Genomic DNA, 21,188 nt, shown 5'->3' with positions numbered 1-21,188 from the left:
GATGCACATTCTCGCCACCACATCCTCGTCTCTGGACGACCTGATCGAGCCGGTTGATCTCAACCAGCCCCGGTCTGATGTGGTGGTACTGTCTTTTTCGGCAAGCGATCTGGCCGGCTTGGAACAGGCCTGGCGGCGAACAGAGGGTGCGCTCCCCTCCCTGTCAGCCGCCAACCTCTCCGAGCTTCGACATCCCATGTCGGTCGATCTCTGGATCGAAAAGACGGCGGAACATGCCAAGGTTATTCTTATCCGGATTCTCGGCGGTGCGGAACGCTGGCGTTACGGTGTCGATCAGCTTTCCATTCTTGCACGCAGGCGCGGCATCAAGCTTCTGCTTTTGCCGGGTGAGTGCAGCGAAAGGGACGAGAAACTCGAAGCGGCCTCGACCGTCGATCGGCGGATTTTGACCTCGGTCCTCTCCTTCTTTCGCGAGGGCGGGCAGGAGAATATGGATCGGCTTGCCCTTGGTCTCGCCGCTCTTGCAAGAGGCGAGGCATGGCCGGATATCGAAGCCGAACCGCTGCCGAAAGCCGGTTTCTACCGGCCCGGTAGGGGCGTTGTGGATAGGGTGGAAGCCTGCGCGGGTTTTCCCGACGGTGCGCCCGTTCTGCCCATTCTGTTTTACCGTTCCATGCTTCTGGCGGCAGATGCAGCACCGGTGGATGCGCTTTTCGAGGCGCTCTCGCGGCGCGGTTTTGCACCCTTGCCGATTTTTGTCTGCGGTCTGAAGGATAGCGAGGCGATCCGTTTCCTCGAAACGGCGCTGCCCGATCTGAGGCCCGCCGCCATCATTGCCGCCACCGCCTTCGCCAGCCAGACGGATGACAATGGCACAACGCTGTTCGACCGTCTCGGCGTGCCGGTGTTTCAGGTGGTGATGGCGACGACGCGGCGGGACGGATGGGCGGAAAATGCGCGCGGGCTCAATCCCTCCGATCTCGCCATGCACGTCGTCCTGCCGGAACTGGATGGCCGGATTCTCGCCGGAGCAATCTCGTTCAAACAGGCGCGCGTGGATGGCGGCGCGAGTTTGCTCAATGTACCCGAGGCCGATCGGGTCGAGCAGGTGGCAAATCGCATCGCCGCTTTCCTGCGGCTGAGGAATGCCCTTCCACGGGATCGCCGTCTCGTCATTCTGATGCCGGATTATCCCGGTGCGGCGCCCGGACGAACCGGTTATGCCGTCGGTCTCGATGTGCCGCAAAGCGTTCTCGAAATGATGCGCGATCTTGCCGGGGCCGGTTATACGGTCAAGGATATTCCTAAGACCGCGCGGGCGCTGCTCGACTGCGTCGAGCAACAGGAAGCGGCAATTGATCTTTCCACCTACGAGGCTTTTTTCTCCGCCTTGCCGCCGGCATCTACCGCATCCGTAAACGCGACATGGGGCGTGGCAACCGATGACGATGCACTCGTCGATGGCGCATTCCGGTTCCGCGCCGCCCGTTTCGGCGAAGTGTTCGTGGCGCTAGCGCCGGACAGGGGCCGCAATGAGGATCGCCGGGTGGACTACCACGACCCTGCCCTGCCGCCGCGTCACGCGCTTGTTGCCTTCGGTGCATGGATGCAGCGGATTGCGGGTGCGCATGCCATCGTGCATGTTGGCGCGCATGGAACGCTGGAATGGCTGCCGGGCAAGACGGTGGCGCTTTCCCGCAATTGTTTTCCCGAAATCGTTACCGGCTCGCTGCCTGTAGTCTATCCGTTCATCGTTTCCAATCCGGGCGAGGCGGCGGTCGCCAAGCGGCGAATTGCGGCTGTGACCATCGGCCATGTCCCGCCCGTGCTGGTCAATGCCGGGCTTTCGCCAGAACAGTCGGCGCTGGAGCAGCTGGTCGATGAATATGCGCAGGCGGATGGGCTGGATCGCCGCCGGCGTGACCGGCTGGCGAAACTGATCGTCGAAAAGGCGCTGGAGACCGGGCTTGCGGCGCAAGCGGGCGTGGCTGCGAAGGATGATGCCGATGCGGCCCTCTCACGCATCGATGCTTTTCTCTGCGACCTCAAGGATTTCGCCATCAAGGATGGCCAGCATGTTTTTGGCCGCTGTGCAAAAGACGAGACCGATCTTCTGAGGCTCGAAAGCGCCAAATCGGAAAAAGCTGCCCTGCTTGCCGCGCTCGATGGCCGGCATATCGTCCCCGGCCCTTCCGGCGCACCTGCGCGCGGGCGGCTCGATGTGCTGCCCACGGGCCGCAATCTCTATGCTGCCGATCCGCGCACCATGCCGACGCCGACGGCGTTCGAGCTGGGCCGCATGGCGGGCGAAGAGGTGCTGCGCCATCATCTGCAGTCCCATGGCGACTGGCCGAAACATCTGGTTTTCGATCTGTGGGGCAGCGCCAGTCTGCGCAATGGCGGTGAGGATGTGGCGCAGGCGCTGCATCTGATGGGGGCGAGACCGATCCACGACCCCGCCACCGGCCGGGTCACCGGTATTGAGGTTCTGCCGCCGGCGAGCCTGGGGCGGCCGCGTGTCGACGTCACCTTTCGCATTTCCGGCCTGTTCCGCGACATGTTCCCGGCGCTGATCGCGCTTCTCGACGCCGCCGCCAAGGCCATTGCGCGGCGGGAGGAAGCGCCGGGCGACAATCCGCTCGCGGAAGAGGCCGCCACGCTCGGGCATATTCCGGCGCGTATTTTCGGCTCCGCGCCCGGCACCTATGGTACCGGCATCGAAGAAAAGCTTGCCAGCGGGAAATGGGACGAACGCGAGGAGTTGGGACAGGCCTATCTCGATGCGGCGAGCCACGCTTTCGGCGGTGCGGACGGGCTGGAGATTTTCGAAGATACCGGTTTTGTGGAGCTGGTCAGGCGCGCCGATCTTCTGGTTCATACCGGGGACGATCCGGGCCGCGACCTTCTGGACGGTTCTTCGGATGTCGCCTTCATCGGCGGTTTTTCCGCCGCGAAAGCTGTGCTTGGCGGCGTCGCCGATATTGTTGCGCTGGATACGACAGATCCGGCGCGCCCGCGTGCAAGGTCGATGACGCAGGCGCTGACGCGGGTGGTGCGCGCGCGTGCCGTCAATCCCCGCTTCATTGCCGGCCAGATGCGGCACGGTCCGCGCGGGGCGGCGGAATTCCTCGAGACGGTGGACCGGTTGATCGGCTTTGCCGAAACCACCCATGCGGTGTCCTCCTCGTTGATCGAGGCGCTTTACGATGCCTATTTCGGTGATGAGGATGTGCGCGATTTCATCCTGCGGGAAAACCCGAATGCGGCGCAGGTGATGGCCGCACGCTTTTTATCCGCCCGCCGTCGCGGGCTGTGGCACAGCCGCCGCAACGCGGTGGATGCGGAACTCGAAATGCTGATCCTGCCGCGCTCCCAAAGGGTGGAGGCGTGATGATGGCCGCTGCCGATCCCGTTCAGCCATTCGGCCGCCGTGGCCTCTGCCCGGCCCTGTCCGCTCCCATGCGCACCGGCGACGGTTTTTTGTCGCGGATCGCTTTCGAGGCGGATATCGACCCGCGCGACATGGTGGCGCTTTGTCAGCTTGCCGAGCGGCATGGCAACGGATTGATCGACATTACCGCCCGCGGCAGCCTGCAATTTCGCGGCCTGACACCGGAAAGTGCCCGCGCTCTGGAAAAAAACGTTCTGGCGCTGGATTTGCCGTTGCGTGCGGGGCTCGCGGTCGAGACGTCGCCTCTCGTTGGTCGGGATGACGCGGAGATTGCCGATGGTTTCCCTCTTGCCGAGGAGATTCGAAAAGAGACCGACAGGCTCGCTCTCCATGAAAAGCTTGCCGCTAAAATGTCTGTCGTCATCGATGGCGGCGGGCGCCTCTCCATGGAAGATTTGCTGGCCGATATTCGCCTGAAAGCTGTGTCGCTTGATGGGCGGACCGTCTGGCGATTGCTCGTGGGTGGGCCGGAAAGTAAGTCGTTGAATGCCGGATTGGTCGAGACGGACATAGCGGCGGGTGTCGTCCTGTCGCTGCTCGTCTATCTGGCCGGCGAAGGGCCGCTTGCCCGTGGCCGCGATCTGGACCATTCGACGATAAAAGCGATCTGCGGTGATCGCCTGCTGGATCGGGTGATTGTTGATGACGCCAGAGCGGCTTCTGCGCCTCTGGGACTGATGATGACGGGAAAGGATCGCTTCGCCATTGCTGTCGCGCCTGCTTTCGGGCAAATCCGGGCCTTCGATTTGTCGCATCTCTGCGAACGGGCCGGTACCCTCGGCATCACGGCCCTGCGGCCAGCACCAAACCATAGCCTGCTATTCTTTGGATCGCCCTCTGCCTGCGGCGCATTGCTTCAGATTGCAAGGGCGTCCGGTTTCATCACGACGGCAGGTGATGCCCGCTCTTCCATTGCCGCCTGTCCCGGTGCGCCGGGCTGCGCTTCGGCTTTTCTTCCTACCCATGAATTGGCCGCCTTTGCTTCTGAGGAATGCGCCTCGTTGCTGGACGGCTCCTTCACGCTGCATATTTCCGGCTGCGGCAAAGGTTGCGCGCGCCCCGCGCCGTCGCTTCTCACTTTTTCCGGCGCCGCCAATGGTCTGGCCTTTTCGATTTCGGGACGCGCCGGCGACGTGCCGGATGGCATTTTACCTTTCCAGCATCAGAGGACGGCGCTTTCGCGGCTTGCCCGTCTTTACGAAAAAGAACATAAGCCCGGGGAAAACGCCGCCACCCTGTTTGTCCGGCTGGGCAAACAGGCAATCGGTGCGGCGCTTCGACAGGATGACCGATGACTGACTATGACTATATTCGCGATGGCAATGCGATCTATGAGCGCTCCTTCGCCATCATTCGCGAAGAAGCGGATTTGTCCGCCTTCACCGAAGAGCAGGCGGATATCGCCATTCGCATGATCCACGCCTGCGGGCAGGTGGAGGCGGCCAGCCATTTCCGCTTTTCACCGGATTTTGTTGCCGCGGCACGTGGTGCTCTACGAGCCGGTAAGCCTGTTCTCTGCGATGCGGAAATGGTTGCCCATGGCGTGACGCGCGCGCGCCTTCCGGCTGAAAATGAGGTGGTCTGCACCCTTCGCGATGCCCGCACGCCGGAGCTGGCGAAAACGATTGGCAACACCCGCTCCGCCGCCGCACTCGATCTGTGGGCAGAGAAGCTGGATGGTGCTCTCGTTGCCATTGGCAATGCGCCGACTGCACTGTTCTATCTGCTTGAGATGCTGGAAAAAGGCGCCCCGCGCCCGGCTGCCATCATCGGCATGCCCGTCGGCTTTGTCGGTGCAGCGGAATCGAAAGACGCGCTGGAGGTAAGTTCACTCGGCATTCCCTATGCCATCGTCAAGGGACGCATGGGCGGTTCGGCCATGACGGCTGCCGCCATCAACGCCGTTGCGAGGGCTGGCCTGTGAGCGCGGCGCTTTTCGAACATCCGAAGGGTAAGCTTGTGGGCGTCGGCACCGGCCCCGGAGATCCAGAGCTTCTGACGCTGAAGGCTGTCCGCGCCATTGAAAATGCCGATGTGCTTGCCTTCTTCTGCAAGAAAGGCGGCAGCGGCAATGGTCGCGGTATTGTCGAAGCCTTCATCCGGCCCGGAACGCTGGAAATGCCGTTGGTCTATCCGGTAACCGTCGAAAGCGATAAAAACGGCAGCGATTACCGTGATGCCATCGCCGCTTTTTTCGATCAGTCGGCGAAGGACATCGCTGTTCATCTCGAAGCCGGGCGCAATGTCGCCGTGCTGTCGGAAGGCGATCCGCTGTTTTACGGTTCTTATATGCACCTTCATTTGCGGCTTGCGCCATCTTACCCGGCGGAAGTCGTCGCTGGCATCACGGCCATGTCCGGCTGCTGGTCCATGGCCGGACTGCCGCTGGTGCAGGGCGACGATATTTTGAGCGTGCTTCCCGGTACGCTCGGCGAAGATGTGCTGACGGAACGTCTGTCCGGCACGGATGGCGCGGTGATCATGAAGGTGGGGCGCAACCTGCCGAAGATTCGCCGGGCGCTGGAAAAGGCCGGTAAGCTTGAAGAGGCGCTTTATGTTGAGCGTGGCACCATGGCCAACAGCCATGCGGTGAGGCTCCTCGAACGCGATTCATCGCCTGCACCCTACTTTTCGCTGATTTTGGTGCCGGGCTGGAAAACCAGACCCGCTGGAGGCGAAACGCCATGACCGGCAGGGTGGTCGTTGTCGGCCTTGGTCCCGGCAGTGCGGCGCAGGTGACGCCGGAGGCGCTTGCCGCCGTCGAGGCGTCGGAGGATTTCTTCGGCTATATTCCCTATCTCGACCGTCTATCGCTGAGACCCGATCAACGCCGCCATGCTTCGGACAATCGTGAGGAAATCTCCCGCGCCGAACAGGCGCTGCGGCTTGCAGCTTCCGGCGGCAAGGTGTGCGTGGTGTCCGGCGGCGATCCCGGCGTTTTCGCCATGGCGGCTGCGGTTTGCGAGGCGATCGAAAGTGGCCCCGCCGAATGGCGCGATATCGATTTCTCTGTCGTGCCCGGTGTGACTGCCATGCTGGCCGTAGCCGCAAAGGCTGGCGCGCCGCTTGGCCATGATTTCTGCGCCATTTCGCTGTCGGATAATCTGAAACCCTGGGGCATCATTGAAAAACGGCTGATCGCGGCGGCGGAAGCGGGCTTTGTGATGGCTTTCTACAATCCCGTCAGCAAGGCGCGTCCACACCAGCTCGGTACCGCTTTTGACCTGTTGCGGGCGCATTTGCCCGGTTCGGTGCCGGTGATTTTCGGTCGTGCGGCAGGCCGGGTGGATGAGCGTATTCGGGTCGTGCCTCTTTCGGAAGCCTCGAGCGATATGGCGGATATGGCTACCTGCATCATCGTCGGTTCGGTTGAAACCCGTCTGATCGAACGTTCCGGCAAAGAACCGTTGGTTTATTCGCCGCGTTTTTCAAGAAGAGAGAGCTGATGGCGAATGGCGGTGAGCGCAGCGGCAATATCCGGCACCGTCACGTCATTCAGGGGCGCGCCGTTCCGCTGTCGCGGCCGGTCGATCATGATGACCGGCAGGCCGAGCCGTCGCGCTGCTTCGATCTTGCCATAGCTCGCGCTGCCACCGGAGTTTTTCGAGATCACCGTGTCGATGCGGTTTTCTTCCAGCATGCGGATTTCGTCGTCCAGCGCAAAGGGGCCGCGCGCGGTAATGTAGCGCGCATGCGGCAGTTTCAGTGGCGGCTCCACCGGATCGACGCTGCGGATGAGATAGCTGTGCTGGGGCGCGGCTTCGAAAGGAAGAAGCTCCTGCCGTCCCAAAGCGAGAAACACGCACCTGCCTTCGCTGCCGAGCGCGGTGACAGCTTGTTCGACAGTGTCGACACCATGCCACCTGTCACCCGGCTGGCGCTGCCAGGCAGGACGCGAAAGGACGACCAGCGGAACTTTGGCAAGCCATGCCGCCTCAATGGCATTGGCGGAAATCTTCGCCGCATAGGGATGGGTGGCGTCCACCAGAATATCGAAATTCTCTGCGCGAATGAAATCCGCCAGCCCGCGCGCGCCGCCAAAGCCGCCGCTGCGCATCGGCACCGGCTGTTCGACCGGCGAGAGTGTGCGGCCGGCCATGGAGAGCAGGATTCGGTAGCCGGGTTCTTCGGCCAGCCTGCCGGCCAGGATACGGGCATCCGCCGTGCCGCCAAGGATGAGTATGGAGCGTGTCATGACGTCTGAATATTCCGGAACGGGCGATGCTTCCACAGAAAAGAAAGAGAAGCCGTGGCTTTCCATCGTCGGCATTGGCGAGGATGGGCTAGAGGGGCTGGGCCGGAACGCGATTGAGGCGATAGAGGTGGCCGAGGTGGTTTTCGGCGGCAAACGCCATCTGGAACTGGCGGCCTCGGCCATTCGAGGTGAAGCACGGCGCTGGCCGGTGCCGTTCGATACGGATATGGGCGATGTCGTGGCGCTGCGCGGCAAAAGGGTTTGTGTGCTCGCTTCCGGCGATCCGTTCTTTTATGGCGTCGGTGTTACGCTTCTGCGGCGTATCGATGCGGGTGAGACAGTTTGTTATCCCTCGCCCTCCGCTTTCTCGCTGGCCGCCGCACGGCTTGGCTGGGCGCAGCAATCGGTCGACTGCATTTCGCTGCACGGACGTTCCATCGATCTCCTGCGGCCGTATCTCCATGCCGGTGCGCGGATCATCGCGCTTACCTCGGACGCCCACGCCCCGGCCTTGATCGCGGAATTGTTGTCCGATTTGGGTTTCGGCCAGTCGGAATTTGTCTTGCTTGAAGCCTTGGGCGGAGAGCGAGAGAGGCGGCGGCAGGTCAGGGCGGCCGATTTCGCGTTTGCTGATATTGATCCGCTGAACGTGGTGGCGATTGATGTCGTGGCGAATGAACGTGCGCGCGTTCTGCCTTTCACATGTGGGCTTGATGACAGCCTGTTCGAACATGACGGGCAAATCACCAAGCGTGAAATCCGCGCCGTGACACTTTCCTCTCTGGCCCCACGGCGGGGCGAGTTGCTGTGGGATGTCGGTGCCGGTTCGGGTTCGATCGGTATCGAATGGATGCTGTCGCACCACTCGCTCCGCGCCATCGCCATAGAACAACACCCGGAAAGGGCGGAGCGTATCGCCCGCAACGCCGAAGCTTTCGGTGTGCCGGCGCTTGAGGTGATGATCGGTGCGGCCCCTGCGGCTTTTGAAGGCTTGCCTCAGCCGGATGCGATTTTCATCGGCGGCGGCGGCAGTGAAGCGGGCGTGCTAGAGGGAGCTATGGAGGCCCTGAAACCCGGCGGGCGGCTGGTCGCCAATGCGGTGACGTTGGAAATGGAGGCGGTGCTGCTTGCCGCCCATGCGCGGCACGGCGGATCGATGATCCGTCTGGATGTGTCGCGGGTGGTGGCTGTCGGTTCCATGTCTGGTTGGCGTCCGGCAATGCCGGTGACGCAATGGAGCTGGAACAAGCCATGGTGACCGTGGCTGGCATCGGTTGTCGCAGAGGCACGGGTTCAGATGCTGTTATTGCCGCCGTGCGCGCTGCGGAGCATGCTGCGGGTATGAGGACGGAATGCCTGGCGACTGCGCCGCTCAAAGCCGATGAAGCCGGTCTCGTGGAGGCGGCGAAAAGCCTGTCGCTGTCGCTTGAAATCGTCTCGCAGGAACGGCTCGAGGCGGTTGCTTCGAAAACAATGACATTTTCACAGGCAAGCCTAGATCATGCCGGCTCGCCGAGCGTGAGCGAAGCGGCGGCGCTTGCCGCCGCCGGAGAGAATGCAAGGCTGGTCGCGCCGCGTCTTGTCGTTGGCGATGTGACTGTGGCCATCGCAACCACTGATGATGGCTCACATGATGGCGACTGCACCATCGAACATGGAGAACAACAATGACGGTTCATTTCATCGGCGCCGGTCCGGGCGCCGCCGATCTCATTACGGTGCGCGGGCGCGATCTTATCGCCGCCTGCCCGGTGTGTCTTTATGCCGGGTCGCTGGTTCCGAAGGCGCTTATCGAATATTGCCCGCCGGGCGCCCGCATCGTCGATACGGCAGCACTTTCGCTTGACGAGATCGAGGCGGAATTCGTGGCCGCAGCAAAGGCCGGCAAGGATGTGGCGCGGCTGCATTCCGGCGACCTTTCCGTCTGGAGCGCCATGGGCGAGCAGATTCGCCGTCTGGAGCGACTGGGTCTCGATTATACCGTCACGCCCGGCGTGCCCTCCTTTGCCGCTGCGGCAGCCACTTTGCAGAGGGAGCTGACGGTGCCGGAAGTGGCGCAGAGCCTTGTGCTGACCCGCATTTCCGGGCGCGCATCGAAGATGCCTGACGGTGAGACGCTGAAGGCTTTCGGTGCGACAGGCGCAACGCTCGCCGTCCATCTCGCCATTCATGCCATCGGCAAGGTGGTGGAAGAGCTGACGCCGCTTTACGGCTCCGACTGCCCGGTCGCCATCGTCGTTCGCGCGTCCTGGCCGGATGAGCGTGTTATCAGCGGCAGGCTGTTCGACATTGAGGACAAGCTCGCCGCCGAGCCGGTGGAGCGCACCGCCCTGATCTTTGTGGGGCGTGGACTTGCCTCGACGGATTTTCGCGAAAGTGCGCTTTATAGCACCGACTATGTGCGGCGGTTCCGGTCTCCGAAGGAAGATGCGAAAGGCTGATGCGACGGCGTGGAGGCGGTGCGGCCCTTGAGCGCGCCCTGACGATCGAACACCAGAATATCAAGCGCAATGGCCGGCGTCTTCAGCGCCGCCGCTGCGGTTACCCAGGCTTTTTCCGCCACGATCGCGCCGAGATCTATCCCGGCACGTTCGGCCAACTCAAAGGCGTGCGCGACCATGTTGGCCTGACGGATGGCAATGGCGAGATTTTCATCTCCTCCGGCTTCCGTCGCCAATGCCGCCAGTGCATCGAGATCGGCCAGCCCCTTCTTGGAGTGCACGTCAAGCATGCCCTGGGCGAGCTTGGTCATCTTGGCGACGCCGCCGGCAATCGTCACCCGCTCGACGGGGTGGCTGCGCAGATATTTCAGCATGCCGCCAATGAAATCGCCCATGTCGATCAGCGCGGTTTCCGGCAGATCGTAAAGCGCCTGCCCGGCCTTTTCGGAGGTGTTGCCGGTGGCGCCCAGCACATGGGTGCAGCCGGTCGCACGCGCCACATCGATGCCGCGCCAGATGGAGTGAATCCACGCCGAGCAGGAAAAGGGAATGACAATGCCGGTGGTGCCGAGGATGGAAATGCCGCCGACGATGCCGAGCCTGCCGTTCAGGGTTTTTTCCGCCAGTTTCTCGCCGTCGCGGACGGAAATCTCGATCTCGAAATCGGCGCTTTCTCCGGCCACCTCGCGAATGGCTGTTTCGATCATCTTGCGCGGCACGGGGTTGATGGCGGGTTCTCCCGGCGGCAGGGGCAGGCCCGGCCGGGTGATGGTGCCGACGCCCTTTCCGGCCTTGAAGGTGATGCCGCTTCCCGGTTGACCTCGCCGCACCGTGCTTTCGATCAGCGCACCGTGGGTAACATCCGGATCGTCTCCGGCATCCTTGACGACGCCGGCGCGGGCGAAGTTTTCGCCCTTTTCCTCGGTGGCGAGGGAAAATGCCGGCCTCGCACCGCTTGGAAGTTCGACCTCGACAGGGTAAGGAAACTCGCCGGTCAGAAGGGCGGCGCAAGCCGCCTTCGTGGCGGCTGCCGCGCAGGTGCCCGTGGTCCAGCCGCGGCGAAGGGTCTTTCCATCCGTATCCATATGAATTTCTATAGCCGGGACGGCTTTTTCCGTCATCGTTAAAAAGCAGCCAAGAAGAATGTCGATAGCGCAGATTTTGAACAGCATTGCCGCAAAAGGTCCGGTCTTCGAAGCCGGTCACGTCTGGCTCGCGGGCGCAGGGCCGGGCGATGTGCGTTATCTGACGCTGGAAGTGGCGCTCGCGCTGTCTCAGGCCGATATCATCGTGCGTGATGCGCTGGTGAGCGACGAAGTCATAGCGCTTGGTCCGCAGGCGGAGATTGTGTTTGCGGGCAAAAGGGGTGGCAAGCCCTCTGCGACACAGGATGATATTACCGCTTCACTGATCGATTTCGCCGGCCAAGGCAAAAAGGTGCTGCGGCTGAAGGGCGGCGATCCGTTTATTTTCGGGCGCGGCGGCGAAGAGGCGGAGGCGCTTGTCCATGCCGGCATTCCGTTTCGCATATTGCCGGGCATGACCTCGTCGTTCACCGCGCTCGCTTCCGCCGGCATCCCCGCCACCATGCGCGGCATCAGCCGCGCCATAACTCTTGCCACGGGCCACGCGGCGGGCACCGAAGAGGATCTGGACTGGCTGGCGCTGGCGAAAACACGCGAACCCATCGTCGTTTATATGGGGCTCAAGAATATCGGCACGATTGCCAGCCTTTTGATGCAGGGCGGTCGTTCCGGCGAAACGCCGGTCGCCGTCATCATGTCGGCAACGACGGCGCAGGAGCGGATTTTCATCGGCTCGCTGGAAAGCATAGCTGACGATGCAAAGCGGGAAAATTTCGAAGCGCCGGCTTTGATCGTTATCGGCGAGATTGTTTCGATGCGGGCGCGTCTTGGAGTTTCCGGCTCATGACGGTGCGGGCGATCATCATCGGTGCGCCACGTTCGGGTTCCGGCAAGACCAGTGTGACCATCGGCCTGCTCCGGGCCTTTGCCCGACGCGGTATCAATGTGCGCGGCATCAAGACGGGGCCTGACTACATCGATCCCGGTTTCCATGCCTTCGCCACCGGCACATCGGGTCTTAATCTGGATAGCTGGGCCATGCGGCCGGAATTGCTGCGGCACCTGTTTTTGCAGCAGACCGAGGATGCGGAACTCGTTCTGATCGAAAGCGCCATGGGCCTGTTCGACGGTATTCCGGTTGCGGAAAATCGCACGGGTTCGGCGGCGGATCTGGCGCGGCTGTTCGGAATTCCGGTGCTGCTGGTGCTGGATGTGTCCGGCCAGTCGCAGACGGCTGCTGCCGTCGCCCATGGTTTTGCTCACTACGATCCAGCCGTTACCATGGCGGCGGTGGTGCTAAATCGGGCGGGCAGCGAAAGACACCGGACGCTGTGCACGGAAGCCATCGAAAAAATCGGCCTTCCCGTTGCCGGCTGCGTGCTGCGTGATCCGTCGCTCATCCTGCCCGAACGGCATCTGGGGCTGGTGCAGGCCAGCGAGCATCCGGAGATCGATGCGCATATCGAACGGCTGGCGGATGCGATGGAAAAATCCATCGATCTCGATGCACTGCTTTCTCTCGCCGCGCCGGTGAATGTGTCTTCCGGCTCGGTGGATGTGGCGATTGCACCGCCCGGCCAGCGCATCGCGCTGGCGGAGGATGCGGCGTTCACTTTCCTTTATCCGCATCTCAGGAAGCATTGGCAGGCGGCCGGGGCCGAGATCGTGCCGTTCTCCCCGCTCGCGGATGAGGCGCCTGACGGGAGCTGCGATATTTGCTGGCTGCCGGGAGGGTATCCCGAGCTTTTTGCCGGAAAGCTTGCGGATGCGGCTGGCTTCAAGGCCGGCCTTGCCCGCTTTGCCGCGACAAAGCCCGTTCATGGCGAGTGCGGCGGTTACATGGTGCTCGGCGAAGCGCTGGAAGATGCGGATGGCGTGACCCATGCCATGACCGGGCTTCTGTCCCATGCCACCAGCTTTGCGACGCGCAAGATGAATCTCGGCTACCGGCAGGCAACAATCGCGGCAAGCGGACCGCTCGGCATGGCGGGGGATGTTCTGCGCGGCCATGAGTTCCACTATGCGCGGGTTACCGATCCCGGTCGCGATGAGCCCTTCGCCCAGATTGCTGACGGGCAGGGTCGTCCGCTCGGGCCATCAGGTGGCAGAAGAGGTTTTGTCTCGGGTACCTTCTTCCATGCCATCGCCAGAGGCTGTTGATCGTTTCCGGGTTTGGTCCGCGGACCTGCGGCAAAGTGGACCAAGCTGCGAAAGTTTGTAGGCTTGGATCACGGGAAAGTGCTATAGATTTCTTTATAGGGCATGGAAGAGCGGAGTTATCTCCCGTGATCCATGTTCGATGAAGCGCGGTGGGACCGAAAGCCGCTTCATATGTCCCGGTCCGAACCTGCTCTCGCGCATTTATATCGAGCGTGCCTACCAATGATGAAACCCGGATTTTTTGTCTCCGCTGCTCTTGCCGCATCCATTCTGCTGGCCCCCTTGGGCACCGGTGTCGATGGTATGGCTGCCCACGGCGGTGAAGACTATGCGACGCTGGAAAAGCTCGGTGCGGCACTGTTCGACGATCCCAGTCTTTCGATGAACCGCACCATGGCCTGTTCCACTTGCCATATGCAGGCCGCCGGTTTTTCCGATGCGCGGGAGAGCGACAAGGTGGGGCGGGATGTATCGCTTGGCGATGACGGCATTTCACTGGGTGACCGCAACGCGCCGACTGCGGCTTATGCTCGCTTCACGCCGCCTTTCGGCAGGAATGCGGCGGGAGAATATGTCGGCGGGCAGTTTTGGGATGGCCGCGCCTCTCTTCTGGAAGATCAGGCGGGTGGTCCGCCGCTCAATCCCCTCGAAATGGGCATGCCGGACAAGGCCTCGGTCGTCAAACGGCTCAGGGAAAACCCGGATTATGTCGCGGCTTTCGGCACGCAGTTCGGCAAGGATGTTTTTGAAAGCGACGATACCGCCTATGCCGCGATGACGAAGGCGCTGGCGAGCTTTGAGCGCTCGGATGAGTTCTCCACCTTCGATTCCAAATATGACCGCTTCCTGCGCGGCGAGGAGAAGCTGACCGATCAGGAAGAGCTGGGTCGGGTCCTGATCTCCTCGACGCAATTTACCAATTGCAATACCTGCCACGAAATCCGCGGCGCCAAGGGCCTGGAAGACGGCCTCTTCACCAACCACAAATATTTCAACATCGGCGTTCCCGCCAATATATCGGTTCGGGCCGTGAACGGCTCCAAGCCGGGCGCGATCGATCTGGGGCTGGCGCAAAATCCTGAAGTTGCCGGCGATGCTGCCCAGCGTGGCAAGTTCAAGGTGCCAACGCTGCGCAATGTCGCCGTCACCGGTCCTTACATGCACAATGGCGTGTTTAAGGATTTGCGCACGGTGGTGCTGTTTTACGTGAAATATAAAAGCAAGAAGCCGAGCCGCCAGATCAATCCGGAAACGGGCAAGACGTGGGATGCGCCGGAAGTGCCTGAAAACATCGCCATGACGGAACTGACATCCGCGCCGGCGTTGGACGACAAGCGTGTGGACGCCATCGTCGCCTTTCTGAAGACGCTGACCGACAAAAGATACGAGCATCTTCTGCCGAAGGAAGATGGGCAGGCGAACGCGCCGCCTGCCCAGCCGGTTTCGTCAAGCGTTACGCCGAAAGCGCCTTGAATTCGGCGAGAACCGCATCGCCCATTTCGGAGGTGCCGACCTGACGGCTGCCCTCGGCCATGATGTCGGCGGTGCGGATGCCCTTGTCGAGCACGTTTGCGATCGCCGTTTCGAGCTTCGTCGCCTTATCCACCATGTTGAATGAATAACGCAGGCACATGGCGAAGGACGCGATCATGGCGATGGGGTTGGCGATGCCCTTTCCGGCAATATCCGGGGCCGAACCGTGGACCGGCTCATACATGGCCTTGCGCTTGCCGGTCTTGGCGTCAGGCGCGCCAAGCGAAGCGGAGGGCAGCATACCGAGCGAGCCGGTGAGCATGGCGGCGACGTCGGAGAGCATGTCGCCGAAGAGGTTGTCGGTGACGATCACGTCGAACTGCTTGGGCTTACGCACCAGCTGCATGCCGCCGGCATCGGCCAGCATATGTTCCAGCTGAACGTCCTTGAACTTGGCGGCGTGGGTTTCGGTGACCACCTGGTTCCACAGAACGCCGGATTTCATCACGTTGCGTTTTTCCATCGAGCAGACGCGGTTGTCGCGGGTGCGGGCCAGTTCGAAAGCGACGCTGGCAATGCGCTCGATTTCGAAAGTGTCGTAGATCTGCGTGTCGATGCCGCGCTTCTGGCCGTTGCCGAGATCGATGATCTGCTTCGGCTCACCGAAATAAACGCCGCCCGTTAGCTCGCGGACGATGAGGATATCGAGGCCTTCGACCAGTTCCGGCTTCAGCGAAGAGGCTGCGGCAAGTGCCGGGTAGCAGATGGCCGGGCGCAGATTGGCGAAAAGTTCGAGATCCTTGCGCAGACGCAGCAGGCCGGCTTCCGGGCGGTGCTCGTAGGGCACGCCATCCCATTTCGGGCCGCCGACGGCGCCGAACAGGATCGCATCGGCGGCAAGCGCCTTTTCCATATCCGCATCGGAAATCGCCACGCCATGCGCGTCATAGGCAGAGCCGCCGACCAGACCTTCCGAGACGGTGAAGCCGGCATTGTGCGCGCTGTTCATATAATCGATCAGCTTGCGAACTTCGGCCATGGCTTCGGGGCCGATACCGTCACCGGGCAGCAGGAAAAGCGAACGAACTGTCATGAGAACCCTCCTTGGGCGGCGCGCCGAAAAACATCCTGAAGGGTTTTCGATTGCGGCGAGCGCGGCGTCAAACTCATTCCGTCCTGCACATGGCAAATCGTGTCGCAGCCGGACGGGATGGGAGGTCTCTTATCTCCGCCTCAAGGGCTTTTCAAGCAAAGCAAAAGCCGATCTGGTACGGTTTGGTACGGGATCGGCTTTTTTGAAGAGCAGAAATGTGGTCAGGCCCAGGGGCGGACCGAGGCGTTTGCCTTTTCGAACGTGTCGATAGCGCCCGAATGTTCGAGCGTCAGGCCGATATCGTCCAGACCGTTCAGCATGCAGTGACGCTTGAATTCATCGATCTCGAAGGTGATCGTGCCGCCATCGGGGCCGCTGATTTCCTGACTTTCCAGATCGACGGAGAGAACGGCATTCGATCCGCGCGACGCATCGTCCAGCAACTTTTCGAGGTTCTCGGGGCTGACGACGATCGGCAGGATGCCGTTCTTGAAACAGTTATTGTAGAAGATGTCGGCGAAGCTGGTGGAGATCACGCAGCGGATGCCGAAATCGAGAAGCGCCCATGGCGCATGTTCGCGCGAAGAGCCGCAACCGAAATTGTCACCCGCGACAAGAATCTGGGCGTTCTGGTAGGCGGGCTTGTTCAGTACGAAATCCGGATTGGGCGAACCATCCTCGAGATAACGCGACTCGGCGAAGAGGCCCTTGCCGAGGCCGGTGCGCTTGATGGTCTTCAGATAGTCTTTCGGAATGATCATATCGGTGTCGATATTGACCACCGGCATGGGCGCGGCAACGCCCGTCAGCTTGGTGAATTTTTCCATCTGTCGCTTCCCGTGTTTCCCTTCAACAAAATCCGGGGCTGGTTAAAGCTCACCGGACGTGTTCTGCCGGGAAATACTGCAAAACTCATCACTTTAGAAGCGCAAACCCGCATTCTTCAGTACGCCGTGCGCGGCGCTCTGGCATTTTTGCCGACTTGAGACGATCTCAGAGATCGATAATCGTGCCCTTACCGTCGTTCCAGACGCGCATATCGCGCTGGTTACGGGGCTTGACCGGAATGGGGGCCGGCTTCAGACGCGCGGAAAGCAGGCGAGCAGCACTGAGAACCGCGAGCACGCCGATGAAAGCGACCGTGAGCGACGCGGTGAACAGGGCGACTATCGCCAGAATTGCAATGCCGGATGCGGCGATGAAAAACGAACGTATGCCTTGCATGATCCAAACCTTTCTATCCAGACGAATGTGGGCCTTCTTCTTCCGGCTTGCAAGAGGATTCAGTGGATTGTCAGCTTGCAGATGTCACAAAAGCTTGACACAAGTGCGGCATGGTCAACTTTTCCGAAAATATTCTTGTGAGACCACGTCGTTCGTTGCTCTCCGTGCCGGCCATCAATGTCCGGGCACTGGAAAAAATCCGCGATCTCGATTGTGACGGGGTGATCCTCGATCTGGAGGATTCGGTCGCACCCGGGATGAAGGACGAGGCGCGGGACAATCTGCAAAAGCTGTTTTCGGAAGCGCCTTTTGCAGCGGGCGAGACCATTATCCGCATCAACCCGCTTTCCACGCCGGATGGGAAGGCGGATTTGCAGCTTGCGCTTTCCTGCCGGCCGGATGCAATTCTTTTGCCGAAGGTGGAGCAGCCGGCCGATATTCACGAGGTGGCTGATCTTCTGGCCGAGGCGGATGTGCCGGAGCACCTGAAAATCTGGGCGATGATCGAAACGCCGCTTGGTGTCCTGAATGCCGCCTCAATTGCTGACGCTGCCCATACGCCGGATGCGCGGCTTTCGGCTTTTCTCATCGGGCTCAACGACCTGCGCAAGGAAACGCGGGTTCCAGCCCTTCCCGGACGCACTTATCTCGTACCCTGGATGATGCAGGTGGTGCTTGCCGCCCGTGCCTATGGTCTGGATGTCATCGACAGCGTCTCGAACGATTTCCGCGATATCGCCGCTTTCGAAGCCGAATGTGAGCAGGGTCGCGCCATGGGTTTCGATGGCAAGATGCTGATCCATCCGGCCCAGATCGAGCCGGCCAATCGGCGCTTTGCCCCGGACGATGCCGCTGTTGCGGAAGCCCGCGAGATCATTGCCGCTTTCGCAAAACCGGAATCTGTGGAATTGAACGTCATCAACATGAACGGTCGGATGATCGAACGGCTGCATGTGGGGCAGGCCGAGAGGCTGGTCGCCATGGCCGATATCATCGCACAAAGAGAGGCAAATAAGACGTGAAGGTCTATCGTTTCATAACCGGTCCCGACGACGCGAAATTCTGTCACCGGGTCACCGAGGCGTTGAACAAGGGTTGGGAACTGGCCGGCTCACCGAGCTATGCCTTCAATGCCGCAAGCGGCATCATGCATTGCGGCCAGGCCGTGACCAAGGTGGTCGAGGGCAAGGAATACCATCCGGATATGAAGCTCGGCGAGCAGTGAGCGGTGCTAGCCGCCCCGATCAGCGATCGGCGGCGGCCTCGTCGGCGCTTTCTTCGATCCGCTCCATGTCGTCGTCCGACAGGCCGAAATGGTGGCCGATTTCGTGGATGAGGACATGGGTGATGATATCGCCCAGCGTCTCCTCGTTCTCGGCCCAGTAGTCGAGAATCGGACGGCGATAAAGCGTGATGCGGTTCACCATCTCGCCCGTTTCCATGGTGAAACGTTCGGAGATGCCGCGTCCTTCGAACAGTCCGAGAAGATCGAAGGGTGTTTCGAGCGCCATGTCTTCGAACACGTCATCGGTCGGAAAATCGGCGATCTCGATGATGAGATCTTTCGTCAGCGCGCGAAATTCTTCCGGCAGGTGGCCATATGCCTCGATCGCAAGCGACTCGAAGGCGGAAAGTGTCGGCGCATGGCGGTCCCGCCAATCGTCGGTCTGGTCTATGCGGGCCATTTCTGCTCCTTGTTGGAAGGCCCATATAAACACTTGCTGGACAAATTTCGAGACCCGACTGCTTCACCCGCCGAAAAAGCATGAAATTCTTGGCGTTACAGTTACTTTTCAAGCCGTCGTCATCTTGACATAAACGGGCGTCTCGCGTAATCGGCACCCAAATTGATGGCGTAGTGCGCCTTCTGTTTATTCCGCCCTTCAAAAGGCGGCTTCACCGGCAGACATTCAAAGGGGCATTCAGTCCTGACGGATTTCCGCTACTCCGACTGATAAAAAGACGGCCAGCTTGCATTTGCGGGCAGAGCCGGAACGAACATGAAAGGATAAAAAATGTTCGCAGTCATCAAGACCGGCGGTAAGCAGTACCGCGTAGCGGCCGACGCCGTGCTGACCATCGAAAAGCTGGAAGCAGAGGCAGGCGCAACTGTAGAATTCACCGAAGTTCTCGTTGTTGGCGAAGGCGCCGACGCCAAGTTCGGTGCTCCCTTCGTGAAGGGCGCCATCGTCAAGGCTGAAGTTGTCGAGCACAATCGCGGCAAGAAGGTCATCGCCTTCAAGAAGCGTCGTCGTCAGAACTCCAAGCGTTCGCGCGGCCATCGTCAGCATCACACTGTCGTCCGCATTACGGACATCGTTGCTGCCTGATCGGCGCGACACGGGAAACAAGGTTTAAAGGAGAACTCCAATGGCACACAAAAAAGCTGGCGGTTCCTCGCGTAACGGTCGCGATTCCGAATCCAAGCGCCTTGGCGTAAAGAAGTTCGGCGGCGAAGCTGTCATTCCAGGCAACATTATTCTGCGTCAGCGCGGCACGCAGTGGCATCCGGGCGCCAATGTTGGCATCGGCAAGGACCACACGATTTTCGCACTGACCGCAGGTAACGTGAACTTCCGTACGAAGGCCAATGGCCGCGTATTCGTATCCGTGGCCCCGAAAGCGGAAGCCGCAGAATAAGCCGGTAAGCGTCATATGCAGCCGGTGTCCCATCGACCCGGCTGAGACGTATCAGGTTCAGTCAAGAAAACAGGGGAGATGGGGCACCACCCAACTCCCCTTTTTCTTTAACCCCAAGGAGGGACTGAACCATGCAAGCTGAATTGTTGAGGGTTGACCAATCACGGTCACCCGAGGAACGGCCGAGGCCCGATCGGTCGAGGAGCGATTGCCCCGTTTTACTGTCGCAGAGGCTGGTTTTGCGCAAGCCTCACGAAGAAGACATCGACGCCCTTGCCCATCTTGCCAACAATGCCAATATTGCGACCATGGTGTCGCGTATGCCGCACCCTTACACGGCCAAAGACGCCGCGGATTTTGTGCGACGCTCCAAAGCTGGCGAGATTGGCAAGTGCGTCTATGCGATTACCCGCATGGACAATGGCGAGTTTCTGGGCTGCTGCGCGCTCGAACCCCAGGAAGACGAAAAGACGCTGGAAATCGGTTACTGGCTGGGGGAACCCTACTGGAACCGGGGTTACATGACGGAAGCCGCGCATGCGCTGATCGACATGGCCTTCCGCACGCGTGAAATCGACCAGATCGATGCCCGTTGCCGGGTCACCAACATCGCGTCGCGCCGCGTCATCCAGAAATGCGGTTTCCAGTTCCAGGGCTCCGGCATGGTCGGTTCTCTGGCGCTTGGCGGCATGGTGCCGGTCGAATGGTACAGGCTGGACCGCAAGACCTGGGTTTCGCTGAAGAGCTGGGGGGATATGGGATGAGCACGATAGAGCTTACCCGTCGCCGCGCCGCCACTGCCGTAGCGCCGCCCGGCCCCTGCCCTGTCATCGAGACAAAGCGTCTGGTGCTGCGGCCGCAGCGGCTTTCCGATGCCGGCAGCATTGCGGAATCGCTTGGCGATTTCGCCGTGACCAGAATGTTGGCCCGCGTTCCGGCGCCCTACCACAAGCAGGATGCGCTGGAATGGCTGGTCTTGCGCACCTCCGGCACCCTGCCCGACTGGGATTTCGCCATTACCAGCGGCGACGATACCCTGATCGGTGTCGTCTCGGTGGAATTGCGGCACGGCGAGTGGCATCTCGGCTACTGGCTGAACCGCTTCTACTGGGGCAAGGGTTACATGACCGAGGCGGTGGCCGCCGTGGTCGAGCGGTTCTTCCGCCGTATGCCCGGAGTGGCCCTTCACTCCGGCGTATTTGCGGATAATCCCGCTTCGCTGCGCGTGCAGGAAAAACTCGGCTTCCGGGTGACCGGTTGCCATCAGGTCTACGCCACGGCGCGCGCCGCCATGGTGGCGCATATCGGTACGAAGATCACGGCTGAGGATTTCATTCAGCCGCATCGTACTTGAGGAGCATTGCAAGGCCGGTTTGATCCAAACCGGCCTTGTCTCGCGCATGGGCTTCCCGCACGATAGTCTTTGACCTTGCGGAGAAGCGCTTGTATTCGAAACGACGATATT

At 61.1% G+C, this 21,188-nt stretch carries 23 protein-coding genes; 17 read left to right on the top strand and 6 right to left on the bottom strand.

Annotation, left to right across the window (positions count from 1 at the left end; genetic code table 11):
* The first annotated feature begins 1 nt into the window (after window position 1).
* From cobN to ACQZ60_RS22250, 5 genes are read left to right on the top strand one after another with little or no spacing between them, the layout of a single operon-like run.
* Window positions 2-3,352: a cobaltochelatase subunit CobN gene (gene cobN, locus ACQZ60_RS22270; RefSeq protein WP_448736135.1), complete on the top strand. Its 3,351-nt coding sequence runs from the start codon at window positions 2-4 to the stop codon at window positions 3,350-3,352.
* The gene (cobG, locus tag ACQZ60_RS22265) at window positions 3,352-4,707 is read left to right on the top strand and encodes a precorrin-3B synthase (RefSeq protein WP_020809833.1); all 1,356 of its coding nucleotides are present in this window, start codon (window positions 3,352-3,354) and stop codon (window positions 4,705-4,707) included. The genes cobN and cobG overlap by 1 nt, the downstream gene beginning before the upstream one ends.
* Window positions 4,704-5,336: a precorrin-8X methylmutase gene (locus ACQZ60_RS22260; protein WP_020809832.1), complete on the top strand. Its 633-nt coding sequence runs from the start codon at window positions 4,704-4,706 to the stop codon at window positions 5,334-5,336. Before cobG ends, ACQZ60_RS22260 begins: the two co-directional genes overlap by 4 nt.
* A complete protein-coding gene (locus ACQZ60_RS22255; protein ID WP_020809831.1) occupies window positions 5,333-6,100 on the top strand; it encodes a precorrin-2 C(20)-methyltransferase in 768 nt (255 codons plus the stop codon). The genes ACQZ60_RS22260 and ACQZ60_RS22255 overlap by 4 nt, the downstream gene beginning before the upstream one ends.
* Window positions 6,097-6,858 (top strand): precorrin-3B C(17)-methyltransferase, encoded by a 762-nt coding sequence (locus ACQZ60_RS22250; RefSeq protein WP_448736134.1) that lies wholly within the window; start codon window positions 6,097-6,099, stop codon window positions 6,856-6,858. The genes ACQZ60_RS22255 and ACQZ60_RS22250 overlap by 4 nt, the downstream gene beginning before the upstream one ends.
* Here the strand turns inward: ACQZ60_RS22250 and ACQZ60_RS22245 are convergent.
* Window positions 6,825-7,607: a cobalt-precorrin-6A reductase gene (locus tag ACQZ60_RS22245; RefSeq protein WP_448736133.1), complete on the bottom strand. Its 783-nt coding sequence runs from the start codon at window positions 7,605-7,607 to the stop codon at window positions 6,825-6,827. The two genes, ACQZ60_RS22250 and ACQZ60_RS22245, sit on opposite strands and share 34 nt — an antisense overlap.
* Between ACQZ60_RS22245 and cbiE the strand changes: the two genes are divergently transcribed.
* The 3 genes from cbiE to cobM are packed head-to-tail and all read left to right on the top strand — an operon-like array spanning window position 7,606 to window position 10,048.
* Complete coding sequence (cbiE, locus tag ACQZ60_RS22240; protein WP_448736132.1) at window positions 7,606-8,865, top strand: precorrin-6y C5,15-methyltransferase (decarboxylating) subunit CbiE; 1,260 nt, start codon at window positions 7,606-7,608, stop codon at window positions 8,863-8,865. The genes ACQZ60_RS22245 and cbiE overlap by 2 nt on opposite strands.
* The gene (locus ACQZ60_RS22235; RefSeq protein ID WP_448736167.1) at window positions 8,859-9,278 is read left to right on the top strand and encodes a cobalamin biosynthesis protein; all 420 of its coding nucleotides are present in this window, start codon (window positions 8,859-8,861) and stop codon (window positions 9,276-9,278) included. Before cbiE ends, ACQZ60_RS22235 begins: the two co-directional genes overlap by 7 nt.
* On the top strand, window positions 9,275-10,048 hold the full coding sequence (cobM, locus tag ACQZ60_RS22230; protein ID WP_448736131.1) for a precorrin-4 C(11)-methyltransferase: 774 nt from the start codon (window positions 9,275-9,277) through the stop codon (window positions 10,046-10,048). The genes ACQZ60_RS22235 and cobM overlap by 4 nt, the downstream gene beginning before the upstream one ends.
* Here cobM and ACQZ60_RS22225 read toward each other — a convergent pair.
* Window positions 10,003-11,133, bottom strand: a complete 1,131-nt coding sequence (locus tag ACQZ60_RS22225) for a cobalt-precorrin-5B (C(1))-methyltransferase (RefSeq protein WP_448736130.1) — start codon at window positions 11,131-11,133, stop codon at window positions 10,003-10,005. The genes cobM and ACQZ60_RS22225 overlap by 46 nt on opposite strands.
* 58 nt (window positions 11,134-11,191) lie before the next feature.
* Here ACQZ60_RS22225 and cobA point away from each other — a divergent pair, with 58 nt between their 5' ends.
* The 3 genes from cobA to ACQZ60_RS22210 all read left to right on the top strand — a co-directional run bounded on the left by cobA (window position 11,192) and on the right by ACQZ60_RS22210 (window position 14,766).
* Window positions 11,192-11,980 carry a uroporphyrinogen-III C-methyltransferase gene (cobA, locus tag ACQZ60_RS22220; RefSeq protein WP_448736129.1) on the top strand — a complete coding sequence of 263 codons (789 nt, stop codon included), beginning with the start codon at window positions 11,192-11,194 and terminating at the stop codon, window positions 11,978-11,980.
* On the top strand, window positions 11,977-13,293 hold the full coding sequence (locus ACQZ60_RS22215) for a cobyrinate a,c-diamide synthase (protein WP_448736128.1): 1,317 nt from the start codon (window positions 11,977-11,979) through the stop codon (window positions 13,291-13,293). The genes cobA and ACQZ60_RS22215 overlap by 4 nt, the downstream gene beginning before the upstream one ends.
* Window positions 13,294-13,515: 222 nt before the next feature.
* A complete protein-coding gene (locus ACQZ60_RS22210) occupies window positions 13,516-14,766 on the top strand; it encodes a cytochrome-c peroxidase (protein ID WP_448736127.1) in 1,251 nt (416 codons plus the stop codon).
* On the opposite strand, the gene leuB is transcribed toward ACQZ60_RS22210, so the two are convergent.
* The 3 genes from leuB to ACQZ60_RS22195 form a co-directional block, all read right to left on the bottom strand.
* Complete coding sequence (gene leuB, locus ACQZ60_RS22205) at window positions 14,747-15,859, bottom strand: 3-isopropylmalate dehydrogenase (RefSeq protein ID WP_448736126.1); 1,113 nt, start codon at window positions 15,857-15,859, stop codon at window positions 14,747-14,749. The two genes, ACQZ60_RS22210 and leuB, sit on opposite strands and share 20 nt — an antisense overlap.
* Window positions 15,860-16,080: 221 nt before the next feature.
* Complete coding sequence (gene leuD, locus ACQZ60_RS22200; protein WP_020809820.1) at window positions 16,081-16,686, bottom strand: 3-isopropylmalate dehydratase small subunit; 606 nt, start codon at window positions 16,684-16,686, stop codon at window positions 16,081-16,083.
* Between the two features lie 166 nt (window positions 16,687-16,852).
* The gene (locus ACQZ60_RS22195) at window positions 16,853-17,083 is read right to left on the bottom strand and encodes a hypothetical protein (protein WP_020809819.1); all 231 of its coding nucleotides are present in this window, start codon (window positions 17,081-17,083) and stop codon (window positions 16,853-16,855) included.
* Window positions 17,084-17,193: 110 nt separating this feature from the next.
* On the opposite strand from ACQZ60_RS22195, the gene ACQZ60_RS22190 reads away from it, so the two are divergent.
* Complete coding sequence (locus ACQZ60_RS22190; protein WP_020809818.1) at window positions 17,194-18,105, top strand: HpcH/HpaI aldolase/citrate lyase family protein; 912 nt, start codon at window positions 17,194-17,196, stop codon at window positions 18,103-18,105.
* Window positions 18,102-18,308, top strand: coding sequence for a DUF1737 domain-containing protein (locus ACQZ60_RS22185; RefSeq protein WP_019565981.1), 207 nt, complete (start codon window positions 18,102-18,104; stop codon window positions 18,306-18,308). Before ACQZ60_RS22190 ends, ACQZ60_RS22185 begins: the two co-directional genes overlap by 4 nt.
* Window positions 18,309-18,327: 19 nt before the next feature.
* Here ACQZ60_RS22185 and ACQZ60_RS22180 read toward each other — a convergent pair whose 3' ends face one another.
* On the bottom strand, window positions 18,328-18,768 hold the full coding sequence (locus ACQZ60_RS22180; protein ID WP_003520258.1) for a metallopeptidase family protein: 441 nt from the start codon (window positions 18,766-18,768) through the stop codon (window positions 18,328-18,330).
* A gap of 330 nt (window positions 18,769-19,098) precedes the next feature.
* Here ACQZ60_RS22180 and rplU point away from each other — a divergent pair, with 330 nt between their 5' ends.
* The 4 genes from rplU (at window position 19,099) to ACQZ60_RS22160 (ending at window position 21,077) form a co-directional block, all read left to right on the top strand.
* On the top strand, window positions 19,099-19,413 hold the full coding sequence (gene rplU / locus ACQZ60_RS22175) for a 50S ribosomal protein L21 (protein ID WP_003492690.1): 315 nt from the start codon (window positions 19,099-19,101) through the stop codon (window positions 19,411-19,413).
* A 40-nt stretch (window positions 19,414-19,453) separates the two neighbouring features.
* Window positions 19,454-19,723: a 50S ribosomal protein L27 gene (gene rpmA, locus ACQZ60_RS22170; RefSeq protein WP_003492686.1), complete on the top strand. Its 270-nt coding sequence runs from the start codon at window positions 19,454-19,456 to the stop codon at window positions 19,721-19,723.
* A 131-nt stretch (window positions 19,724-19,854) separates the two neighbouring features.
* On the top strand, window positions 19,855-20,487 hold the full coding sequence (locus ACQZ60_RS22165; protein WP_003505256.1) for a GNAT family N-acetyltransferase: 633 nt from the start codon (window positions 19,855-19,857) through the stop codon (window positions 20,485-20,487).
* Window positions 20,484-21,077, top strand: coding sequence for a GNAT family N-acetyltransferase (locus ACQZ60_RS22160; RefSeq protein WP_035265260.1), 594 nt, complete (start codon window positions 20,484-20,486; stop codon window positions 21,075-21,077). Before ACQZ60_RS22165 ends, ACQZ60_RS22160 begins: the two co-directional genes overlap by 4 nt.
* Window positions 21,078-21,188: the final 111 nt, after the last annotated feature.

This window comes from Agrobacterium sp. 22-223-1 (assembly GCF_053522385.1).
This window is presented reverse-complemented; position numbering and strand designations above follow the sequence as displayed.